This is a genomic window from Tissierella praeacuta DSM 18095, assembly GCF_900128955.1.
Taxonomy (GTDB): Bacteria; Bacillota; Clostridia; order Tissierellales; family Tissierellaceae; genus Tissierella; species Tissierella praeacuta.
Window position 1 is genome coordinate 375,343 of record NZ_FQTY01000001.1, and the last position, 12,250, is coordinate 387,592.

Annotated in this window: 10 protein-coding genes; all 10 read right to left on the reverse strand. The window is 29.2% G+C overall.

Annotated features, from left to right (window positions below; all coding sequences use genetic code 11):
* Positions 1–30: 30 nt before the first annotated feature.
* The 10 genes from BUB33_RS02055 to plsX all read right to left on the reverse strand — a co-directional run bounded on the left by BUB33_RS02055 (position 31) and on the right by plsX (position 12,235).
* The gene (locus tag BUB33_RS02055) at positions 31–1,320 is read right to left on the reverse strand and encodes a helix-turn-helix domain-containing protein (protein WP_072972519.1); all 1,290 of its coding nucleotides are present in this window, start codon (positions 1,318–1,320) and stop codon (positions 31–33) included.
* Between the two features lie 125 nt (positions 1,321–1,445).
* Entirely contained in the window at positions 1,446–1,910 is a 465-nt protein-coding gene (locus BUB33_RS02060; RefSeq protein ID WP_072972522.1) for a hypothetical protein, read from the reverse strand.
* Positions 1,911–2,717, reverse strand: coding sequence for a DUF3100 domain-containing protein (locus tag BUB33_RS02065; RefSeq protein WP_072972526.1), 807 nt, complete (start codon positions 2,715–2,717; stop codon positions 1,911–1,913). It lies immediately after the preceding gene.
* A 10-nt stretch (positions 2,718–2,727) separates the two neighbouring features.
* Positions 2,728–4,026, reverse strand: a complete 1,299-nt coding sequence (locus tag BUB33_RS02070) for an amidohydrolase (RefSeq protein ID WP_072972529.1) — start codon at positions 4,024–4,026, stop codon at positions 2,728–2,730.
* Between the two features lie 179 nt (positions 4,027–4,205).
* Positions 4,206–5,486: a signal recognition particle-docking protein FtsY gene (gene ftsY, locus BUB33_RS02075; RefSeq protein ID WP_072972532.1), complete on the reverse strand. Its 1,281-nt coding sequence runs from the start codon at positions 5,484–5,486 to the stop codon at positions 4,206–4,208.
* 10 nt (positions 5,487–5,496) lie between these two features.
* Complete coding sequence (smc, locus tag BUB33_RS02080; RefSeq protein ID WP_159429149.1) at positions 5,497–9,069, reverse strand: chromosome segregation protein SMC; 3,573 nt, start codon at positions 9,067–9,069, stop codon at positions 5,497–5,499.
* 64 nt (positions 9,070–9,133) lie between these two features.
* A complete protein-coding gene (locus BUB33_RS02085; protein ID WP_072972541.1) occupies positions 9,134–10,219 on the reverse strand; it encodes an elongator complex protein 3 in 1,086 nt (361 codons plus the stop codon).
* The gene (rnc, locus tag BUB33_RS02090) at positions 10,212–10,934 is read right to left on the reverse strand and encodes a ribonuclease III (RefSeq protein ID WP_072972544.1); all 723 of its coding nucleotides are present in this window, start codon (positions 10,932–10,934) and stop codon (positions 10,212–10,214) included. Before rnc ends, BUB33_RS02085 begins: the two co-directional genes overlap by 8 nt.
* Positions 10,935–10,980: 46 nt before the next feature.
* The gene (gene acpP, locus BUB33_RS02095) at positions 10,981–11,214 is read right to left on the reverse strand and encodes an acyl carrier protein (RefSeq protein ID WP_072972548.1); all 234 of its coding nucleotides are present in this window, start codon (positions 11,212–11,214) and stop codon (positions 10,981–10,983) included.
* A gap of 22 nt (positions 11,215–11,236) precedes the next feature.
* Positions 11,237–12,235 carry a phosphate acyltransferase PlsX gene (plsX, locus tag BUB33_RS02100; protein ID WP_072972550.1) on the reverse strand — a complete coding sequence of 333 codons (999 nt, stop codon included), beginning with the start codon at positions 12,233–12,235 and terminating at the stop codon, positions 11,237–11,239.
* Positions 12,236–12,250 lie beyond the last annotated feature (15 nt).

The window sequence follows — 12,250 nt, forward strand, 5'->3', positions numbered from 1 at the left end:
GCATTATATTATATCATTATATTGAATTTGTCAACGGGTAAATCTATATACGTTGGCTGGCCTTCCCTTTCCAAATGAGGATTCTTTACCTGTTACTTCCAATATACCAACTTCAAATAGATCTTTAAGTATTCTTCTAGTATTTCTTGGAGTTACATCTAATTCTTTTGCTACTTGATCAGCAGTAAAATAATCCCAATCATTGATTTGAATCAGAGCTTTAAGTTTTTGATAAGTACCTATACTGACATTAGCTTTACTTAATAAACTATTAAGCTCATCATCATTCTCGTATAAATTATATAAAAGTTCAGATTCATATCCCAGATTCTCTACTATTTGTCCTTTTTCATCTATTAATACTATTTTATTTCTATTATCCGAATAACTTAAAGCTTTAATAGCATTGTTCTGAGACATATATACAGTAGTACCTATACCTATGCCAACTACTGTCTTAGAATTTATCTTTACAGATATCTTATCTACAATATTTTTTAACTCATCTATTCTTTTTTTGACTATACCTATAGATGCAAATATCTCATATCTTCCCTTACCCTTATTCACCATATATCCACCAATACTTTTACAATATTGTAAGATATCCATACTTATACTCAGTTCCATTGCAATATCATCATATATATTACTATCTTGTTTAGGCCTAGACTCCAAGATATCTATAATAATCATGGCTATTTGTTTGTCTTTATAATAATTTTTCTTATATTGCTCTATTAAATAGTCAATAGCCGATTTAATCTCTGTCTTAGTAGCCTTTACACCTACAGTTGGAATATTCATCTCTTTTAACCTATTGTAGACATATGGCAAAGTTGTTATTATAAATTTAGCTCCGCTATTATAGTTCTCTATATGAAAATCTAATATATTATCTTCATCTACTGGAATGTCATAAATATTTTTAATAAATATATCATCAGAATAGCCAACCTCATTTATAATGACATCTAGATCTCCTGCAAATTTAATATAGTCTATACTAATTTTACTATCCTTATACTTTAATTCATTTATGAGGGATAGTATAGCTATAGCTATGCCTGCCTCTGATGTTTCAATAAATGTAACATTATCCCTTTCTCCAAGATAATATATTGCTACTGAATAGGGCAGAGGACCTGACAGTAACCAATAGTCACAGAATTTATATCTCGCCTCTAATATGCCCCCTATTTCTTCTAATCGGTTAAATGTATAATGTTCAAATACTAGATACTCTATATTTACTTTATCAATGGCTTCTTTAATCCTATCTGTACTCCATTTAGGAGCAATAACCCCTATTCTATTCATAGTTTCACCTCATAATAATTATACACTATATGGAGATACTAGCAATAATAATATCTCAAGTGGCTCAATAGAAAACTACTAAAACATATTATATGTTTTAGTAGTTTGTTTGAACTTTAATTATATTATATTTTCCCCAATGCTCTCAATATAAATTCTGCCATTAAAGCTGAGCCTACAAGTGTACCTGTTAATACTAATAAACTGACCACTATTCCCTTCCAACCAATTTTTTTAAATGCTTCCCAGTCTTTACCTACAGCAATACCTGCAAATGCCAATGATGGCGTTGCTGTAGCTATAAAAGGTATATCTTCCACGCTTTTTAAAATCATATTATTAATAGGCAAAAAATCTGGTATTGACAATACTATCCCAATAATAGCAACCCAACCTACTGCTGGAAATTTTATAGGAATAACCTTCGCCAATATATATCCTACAACAGATATTGCCGTCAATATTAAAACTCCCTTAAATAATATAATGATGTTAGTCTTGTATCCAATGTTTATTCCTACTACCATTATGAATCCTACTAAAAGGAGTACGGCAAATGTCTTTATCATTTCTCTACTAAATATACTCATCTAGTTTACCTCCCCATTTTTAGAGTCTACAAACTTATATAACCTTTCTGTTATAGGCAGTAATACAAGAATTGACATTAGTAATCCTGTAGCTGTTGTCAAAACTTGGCTAGCTCCAGCATAGGCTATTATATCATTGGCTCTTTCAGGGAAAACATTGGCTAAAGCTCCACTGGCAGCTGCCATCATACTTCCACTACCTACCCCACATGCCATTGCCCATGACTCAACATGTATAAATGGAATCAAAGTAAATATAGGCATAACTAATCCATAAAACAAAGTACCTAACAACGTTCCTACAACATATATAGTCATAACTCCCCTTCCTTCTGGTGAATCAATTCCAAATTTTTCTGCCACTAGAGAAACATTTGCCTCTCTCCCAATAGAATGTGTCAGTCCCACTAACTCCCTTTTCATTCCCAATTTATATCCTACTGGCAAGGCAATTAAAATTGATCCTATATGCCCTAGCTCCTGTAAAGCTAATGCTAATCCCATACTTAAAACTTCTGACAGAGATGGTCCTATCATGGTACCTAATTTTGCTATTAGAGGAAGAATTGCAATGACAATTAAATTTCCCGCTTCTTCAGATTGTTTTTGATCAGTTATTTTAACAAAATAACTGATCATACCTAATATCATGCTAAACAGCATAGGAAATAATGCTATTACAATCTTTGAACTTAATGCGATATTTTTTACTCCTATTAATTCACTAATTACAGTTATTATAAAGCCTATTATCATTAACTTAAAATCAATAAACCTTACTTTTGTATTGCGACTTTCCTTTTCCATATCTTCACCCCTAATTATTTATTAAAGAATCATACATGGATGCATAAAACCAAGTAGCATTAATTAGAACCTTTTCATCAAAATCAAATGTTGTACTATGATGCCCACCATCCACATTAGTTCCATGCACTACATAAATAGATTTGCCCCCTCTTTTCTTTACATCATTAGCCATAATTACAAAATCTTCAGATGCATTCATTTTTAACTTTGACTTGATATTCTTAATGCCTTTTACTTCTTTGACTGCTTCTATACCTTTTTCTATTAAATACTCATCATTTTCCCCTCCCTCCACATTTGTAACTATCTTATAATTAAATTTCAAATCATACATCTTTGCAGCTCCATATATGATATCCTCAGCTCTATTCTGTAAATATCTATTGATCTCTTTAGTTTCTGCTCTAGTTTCTAGATAAAATTTACAGTAATCAGGAATTGTATTATAACCTGTACCTCCTAATATCTTTCCTACATTTATTCTCGTTGAACCTTTGCCATGTCTAGCAATGGCATTTAGATGAGTAATAGCAGCACAGGCACCTAAAATTGCATTTTTACCTTGTTCCGGTCTACCAGTAGAATGTGTAGCCACTCCATAATATTCAACTTCGCCTCTTGTAACAGCTAATATATTCTCTACATCAAAGGCAATACTGCCCAATTCAAAAAGATTTGCCCCAATATGACCTCCAATTAAAAAATCTACATCCTCTAGGATTCCTTTTGCTACCATAGCTTCTGCTCCAGATAGTTTTTCTTCATCTGGCTGGAATATTAATTTAATCTTGCCTTTTATCTTTTTTCTATTCTCCGAAAAATATTTTCCCAACAATAGACCTATAGCAGTATGAGCATCGTGTCCACATGCATGGGAATATCCTTCAAATTTAGAATAGTATTCTTCTCTTACAGCCTTTCTATCTTCACTCAAATCTTCATTTATTTCTAGGGCATCTATATCGAATCTGTAAGCAATAGTTGGACCTGGTATATCACCCTCTATAACTCCAACTACTCCAGTAAGACCTCCTTTGCTCTTTATAATATATCTTTCATCAATTCCATTTTCTATTGCCAAATTATAATTATAATCTAATATTTCCCTGTCAGGTAAAAACAGCCTTCTTTCAGGATCTATTACATCTTCTCCTTGATATATCTTATATCCTAATGCTTCAAGTTCCATTGCTATTTTCCCTGTTGAATAAAATTCACTCCAACTTGACTGTGGATGTCTATGAAAATCTCTTCTCCACATTTTTACAAGTTCGTAGTTCCCTTCATCTTCAAAATAATTTTTCATATACTTTCCCCCTTTATGGTAGTGTTTAGGAATTATTCCTTATATATTAACATAAAATTCTCAAAATATCAATTTCTTTTTGAAATTTATATGATATAAGTTTTTGTACGATTATTTATTGCATAACAAAAAAAGTTGGATAAATTATATCCAACTTAAACAACTTTTTTTATATTATATTACTGTATAATTGCATCTATAAAATCATCTGGATTAAAAGGTTGAAGATCATTGATGCCCTCTCCTACTCCAACTAATTTTACAGGCAATCCCAACTCAGCTTGCAAAGCTATAACAACTCCACCTTTTGCTGTTCCATCTAGTTTAGTAAGGGCTACTCCAGTTATATTGGCAACTTCTTTAAATACCTTTGCCTGATTTATAGCATTTTGACCTGTAGTAGCATCTAATACTAATAATACCTCCTTAGTAGCATCACCATATTCTCTTTCTACAATTCTAAATATTTTATTTAATTCATTCATCAAATTAGATTTATTATGAAGCCTACCAGCAGTATCACATATTAATATATCTGTTTTTCTAGCCTTAGCTGCATGTATACCATCATAAATAACTGCTGCAGGATCTGCACCTTCAATATGAGATATAACTTCAACTCCTGCTCTATTACCCCATTCTTCTAATTGCTCAATAGCAGCAGCTCTAAAAGTATCACCAGCAGCTATTAAAATCTTTTTTCCTTGATTTTTAAAATTATTAGATAATTTTCCTATTGTAGTAGTCTTACCAACTCCATTTACACCTACTACTAATATCAATGCAGGAGAAGGCTCTACCTTCAACTCATTATCTGATACAGACTCTAGCATAAGTTTTTTGATTTCATCCTTAAGAAGTTCCTTTACCTTTTCTGGTTCTGATACTTTTTCTTCTTTAACCCTATCTCTCAATCTATCTATTAACTTCATAGTAGTATTTACCCCTACATCAGCAGTAACTAATACTTCTTCTAGATCATCAAAAAGCTCCTCATCTATTTTCTTATATGATTTTAAAATTCCATCAATTTTATTAGAAATATCGTTTCTAGTCTTAGTTAATCCCCCCATAAGTTTCTCGAAGAAGTTAGGTTTCTTTTTAGTTCTCTCTTCTTCTATCTTTGTTTCTTCAACTAAGGCGCCTTCATTTTTCTCTATTCCCTTATTTAAAGATAATTCTTCTACTTCTTTTTCAACTTCTTCAGTTTCTTCAGTCTCTAACTCTTCTTCCATTAACTCAGTTTCTAGATTATCTAATTCTTCTTGAGTTTCCTCTACCTTTTCTTGAACTTCTTCTACTTGATCTTCTTTTTCCAACTCAACTATTTGTTCTTCGACTTCATCTTCAATTAATTTCTCAATTTGATTTTCAGTTAATTCTTCCTTATTTTCTATAATCTTTTCTTCTTGAACTTCTTTTTCATTTTTTTTACCGAATTTTTTAAACCATTTTAACATTTCTTTCCTCCTAACTTGCTATTTCATCAATATTATCTTTTAATTTAACCGATATTAGCTTAGATATTCCTTCCTCCTCCATTGAAACCCCATATAAAACATCTGCTATTTCCATAGTTGTTTTTCTATGGGTAATAAGAACAAACTGAGTATTATCAGATATTGTTTTTAAATAGTTAGTATATCTACTAATATTGGCTTCATCAAGAGCTGCATCAATTTCATCTAATATACAAAATGGTGATGGTTTCAATTTTAATATTGCAAATAATAGAGCTACAGCTGTTAGTGACTTTTCACCACCTGATAACAAGGTCAAACTTTGAAGTTTCTTTCCTGGTGGCTGAGCTTTAATTTCAATTCCAGAATTTAAAATATCCTCATTATTCTCTATGACTAACTCTGCTTGTCCTCCATCAAATAGAATCTTAAAGATTTCCTTAAAATTATCATTTATATTTTTAAAATTTAAAAGAAATTGACTTTCCATTGTGTCCTCTATATCCTTAATAACTTCTTTTAGGTTCTCTTTTGCATTTATTAAATCTTTTTGTTGTTTTAAAATAAAATCTAATCTTTCTTTTAAATTCTTATGTTCCTCTATAGAGCTTAAATTAACTGTACCTAGTTCCTTTATCTCCACTTTTAACTTTCTCGCTTCAACTATTGCTTCTTGAATATTTTTTATTTCTATTTCATATTTTAGCGCATCCTCGTAACTTAATTCATAATCATCAGCTAACTTTTTATGATAATTTTCAAGTTGAACAGAAACTCTAGCTAACTTAACCTCATTAGAATTTATATCTCTTTCAATATCCATAATTAATTTATTAATTTCTTTTAATTGTTCTTGTTCAGAATAAAAGCTTTCCATAAATTTATTTTTATCAGATATTAACTTATCTAATTGATTTTTGGTATCGCTTTCCGTAATATTTAAAGCTTTTATTTCCTCATCTAAAATAGCTTTAGTATTTATTATTTCTTCTATCTTATTTTCATTGAATAGTATTAATTCATCTTTTTCCTTAAGCAAATTATTAATTTCTTCAATCTCCATTTGATTTTTAGCTAGATTTTCATGAAAATTATTTATCTTACTATCAATTGAATTAAGATTTATTTTTATATCCGTAAGAATTTTTACTTTATTTTCTCTAATTAATTTTTCTTCATTATATTTAGATGTTAGATTTTTAATTTTTTCTTTCTGATTTATACTATCTTCATCTAATTTTGATAATATCTCTATCAATTCTTTCTTTTTATCTTCATAGTTATTTATTTCAATATCTAAGCTACTTATTTCTTTCTTTGATTTTTTTATTAATTCTTCTAACCTAGTTGCTTCATTCATATATTTTTCTTTCTGGTTATTTGTATTTATTATTGAATATTCCGTATCCTTAATTGTTTTCTCTAATTCAACCATCCTTACTCTAATATCTTTTTGATCATCTAAAAGTATATTTCTCTCTTCTTCTAATCTTTCATATATTTCATTTAATTTCTTTATATCTTCTGTCAATCTCTCTATTTTACTTTTTCTGCTGATTATACTTATACCACTGGTATTATAACTTCCTCCAGTCATAGAACCACCTGGGTTTAATACTTCTCCTTCTAAAGTAACAATTCTATAGGCATGATTATATTTGGTTGCAAACTTAATACCATAATCAATATTCTCAATTACTATAGTTCTTCCAAGTAAAAATTTAAAAATATTTTCATATTTCTTATTAAATTCAATTAACTCAAACCCTAGACCATGAATTTTAAACTCTTTTCTATCTTGAAGATTTATGTTTAATGTATTGCCTTTTATAACATTAAGTGGTAAAAACGTTACTCTTCCAAGCTTATTACGTTTTAAATATTCTATTATATTTTTAGCATCTTCCTCTGTTCTAGTAACTATATTTTGGGAATTAGAACCTAAACTAATATCAATAGCCCTTTCAAATTTTTCATCTACATTTATAAGCTCTGCTACTACGCCCATAAGCCCTTCTTGTAGTTTCACTTCTCCTTTAGCTGCTTTTAATAAAGACTTGACTCCTTTATAATATCCTTCATAATCTTCTTCCATATTTTTAAGTATTCTAAAACTAGATAATTTAGATTGAATTTCCATATTGCTAGTATTTATTTTTTTATTAATTATATCCAAGGCATTCATATTATCAGATTCCATTTTCTTTGTTTTCTCTAGTTTGTTTTCTAAATCCAATAATCTTTGTTTTAATTGATTTTCTACATTAAATAATTCATCATACTTATCTTTATTTATTTTCTTTTCAATATCCATAGTACCTATTTCTTTATTTAACTGAGATATTCTCTTTTCAATATTTTCATTAAAAGAAATAATGCTATTTAACTCTGACCTTTTATCTGATGATTTATTATAAATTTTAATTATATTATTTTTTTCGTCTTCAATATATCTTTCTCTCTCTTCTAATACTTCAAGTTCTTTTGTTAATTCCAATGTTTTTTCATTATATTCCTCTAACAATTTGTTGTATTCTTCTTGATATATTTCCTTATCTTTTGCTAAATTAATATTAGCTATTTGAATATCTTTTAATCTTGAATTTAAATTGTTTTTTTCTTCTTTTAATCTTTCTAAATCCTTATTATAAAATTTATTTTTTTCACCAATTATGGAAAGTTGATTTTGATTTTTATCTAATTCATTTACTATTTCTAAATTCTTATTTCTACATATTTCAATTTTTGATTCTAAAGTATCTATACTTTCTTTAAGCAAATTAAATTTATCTTCAATTAACTGCCTTTTATCTGTTTTTTTAAGAAATTCATCTTTTAAAATAGAGTTTTTTGTATTTATCTCTTCTATTTGAATATTGATTTTCTTTATATCTTTTATAAATATATTAACTTCCAATTCTTTTAATCGATTATATAATTCAGTAAAACAATTGGCTTTATAAGCTTGAGCTTCTAAGGTTTCTAATTGATTAGATAATTCAAATATTAAATCCTTAATCCTTATTATATTGGCTTCTGTTTTTTCTAGTTTTCTTTCAGCTTCTTCTTTTTTTGATTTATATTTTACTATTCCTGCAGCTTCTTCAAAAATACTTCTTCTATCTTCAGGTCTATTACTCAATATTTCCTCTATACGACCTTGTCCAATAATTGAATAACCATCTTTGCCTACTCCTGTATCCATAAATAGTTCTCTAACATCCTTCAATCTACAAGAGTTTTTATTTATATAATATTCTGATTCCCCAGATCTAAACATTCTTCTTGTAACTGCTACTTCAGTATAATCAAGTGGTATCTCACCATTCTTATTATCAAATGTAATTGTAACTTCAGAGTAACCTAATGCCTTTCTCTTACTGGTTCCAGCAAATATTACATCTTCCATCTTGCTGCCCCTAAGATTTTTTACACTTTGTTCTCCTAAAACCCATCTTATGGCATCAGAAATATTGCTTTTACCACTGCCATTTGGACCTACAATGGCTATAATACCATCTTTAATTTCAATTTCTGTCTTATCAGCAAAAGATTTAAACCCTTGTATTTCCACTTTCTTCAATCGCAAGTAAAACACCTCTTCTTATAATTAAAGGTTTCCAATCATAAGGAAACCTTTTATTAATCTAAATAATTGAATTATCCTTTAAATAGGATATCATTAATAATTTCATATTTATTTTATCATAAAATTCATCAATTGTAATGCCTATATGATTTATATCTATTTCTTTTGTATATATTTTTATCCTATTAAATCCATATCTATCAATAAAATATTTAATATTACTTGACTTCTGACCAGAAATAGGAGATATATTTTTGCTATTTGAATCTATAATTAAATTCTTATTATTAGTATCCATATTATTTATATTAAAATAATATTCCAGCAACAGTCTAAATATATTTGACTCTACAATCTGTCTAAATGCCGGATGAAAAGGTCCTGCAACTACATCTTTACCTAATTGTATATTCTCAGTAGGTTGTAACCCAATTCTAATAACATCAATATTATTTATACTATATAACATAAGAAGTATAGAACATAAAGCTATCGATTCCTCAAATGTTATTGGAAAATAATCACCAGTTAAAAACTGTTTTTCTAAATAAGTATCTTTTATTACCAAAGTTGGATATATTCTTACACAATATGGAGATAACCGAATAAATTTTTTACATGTATCTATTGCTTTCTCCCCAGTATCTCCTGGAAGACCTATCATCATTTGTAACCCAAGATTAAATCCAAATTCCTTTATTAGCTCTGCAGCCTTATATACATCCTCTGATGTATGACCTCTGCCACTTTTATATAAAACAAAATCATCTAAAGATTGTACTCCTAATTCAATAGTATCTACTGAATAATCTTTTAGATTTTTTAATATATTTTCATCTATAGAATCAGGTCTAGTTGATAACCTAATACCATCTATTCTTCCACTTATCTTATACTCATGAGGAATAGCTAAAAGTTCTTTCTGAATATTTATATCTATTGCAGTAAAACTTCCGCCATAAAATGCAACTTCTATAGTAGAATCTGATTTAAAAGTCATTAGATGCTCTTCAATAATATTTTTTACATCAATTGATGTTACATTGGTAGATAATCCAGTAATTTTCTTCTGATTACAAAAAACGCAATCGTGAGGACAGCCATAATGAGGAACAAATATTGGAATTATATAATGTCTACTCATGATGCTCATCCATTATAAGCAAAGCCTCTTTGGCAGCCATTTGTTCTGCTTCTTTTTTATTTCGTCCCGTACCTGTTCCAACGATTTTATCATCAATCATTACATCCATATAAAATATTTTATTATGATCTGGTCCTTCTTCCTTTATGACTCTATACTCTATTTTAGCTCTAGTTATTTTTTGAAGACTTTCTTGCAATTCCGTTTTATAATCAATAAATAAAGCCCCTTTAGCTACAGCATATACTATATCTGCCTCAAAGTTCTCAAGTAATAGTTTATTTACAACTTGAAAGTCACTATCCATATAAAGAGCACCCACTAAAGCTTCAATGGCATCAGCTAAAATAGAATCCCTATCTCTCCCTCCAGTAGCTTCCTCACCTTTTCCTAATAATAGATAATCACCTAAATTAATTTTTCTGGCGGCAAAGGCCAAGGAAGATTCACAGACTACCTTTGCTCTAATTTTAGTTAATTCTCCTTCAGGATAATATGGATACTTTTTATATAAATATTGACTTACTATTAAGCTTAGAATAGTATCACCTAAAAACTCAAGCCTTTCATTATTATCAGTAATTTTCATTTTGTTTTCATTTGCATAAGAGCTATGAGTTAATGCGGTTTTCAATAATTTTATATCTTTGAATTTGTAATTTAAATTTTCTTCTAAAGGTTCTAGCCACTTAAATTCTTTAGTCTTTCCTTTCATAATAATACCTCCATCAATAACAACTAGGGCATTTATGCCCTACCTGTTATTCTTCTAATGCATTTGTAATATATTCAACAGCATCTCCAACAGTTTTTATACTATCCATGTCTTCATCTTCCATTTCAAGTCCAAATTCATCTTCTAATGCCATTATTAGTTCCACTAAATCTAAGGAATCCGCATTTAGAGTATCCTTAAAGGAAGTATCCTTAGTGATTTCATCCTCATCAATGTTAAATTGTGTTGCAATTATTGTTTTTATTTTTTTATAAATCATCATTATCTCCTCCAAAAATTAATTATTTATTATCTAGTACATGCATATTATCTTCAATTATTTTTATTACATCTTTTTCTATGAATTTTATTAATTGGTTTATTGCATTTTTTATAGCAAAAGCATCAGAGCTACCATGTGCCTTTACCATAGGTTTTCTTATTCCTAATAAAGGTGCACCGCCCTGCTCTCTATAATCCATCATAGCCTTTATATTTCTCAACTCAGGTTTAAGTAAGGCTGCACCAACCTTAGTCCTAGAATTTTTTATGAATTCTTCCTTTAATATTGAAAAAATAGAAATTGCCATCCCCTCTGTTAATTTCAAAGCTACATTGCCAACGAATCCATCAGATACAATAATATCTACTGTACCACTAGGTAATTCTCTAGCCTCTATATTACCTTTAAAATTTAACTGGGATTTTTTAAGTATTTCATAGGTTTCCTTAGATAGTAAATTTCCCTTTCCTTCCTCTGAACCTATATTTATAAGTCCTATAGTGGGAGATTTGACACCCATAGCTTTTTCCATATAAACAGAAGCCATTAAAGCAAATTGATATAAATACTCAGGCTTACAATCCACATTAGCACCTGCATCTAAAAGTAATGAAAAGCCCTTTATAGTAGGGTATATAACTGTTAATGCTGCTCTATCTATCCCCTCTATCCTTTTAACAATAAAAATTCCAGATGCTAATAAAGCCCCTGTACTGCCAGCTGATATAAATCCATCACCTATGCCATCTGATAAAGCTTTGGCACCAACTACCATAGAGGAATCTTTCTTTCTTCTAATTGCCATAGCTGGATCATCCTCATTGGTTATTATATCATTAGCAACTAAGATTTCAACCTTATCCTTCGGATAGCTATATTTTTTTAATTCATTTTGTATTATGTCCTCTTTTCCCACCAATATAACATTAACACCATATTCATTTACGGCATCAATAGTTCCTTTAACCATTTCAATAGGTCCTTTATCTCCACCCATAGCATCAATAATAATCTTCATAATTACCCTCCAATG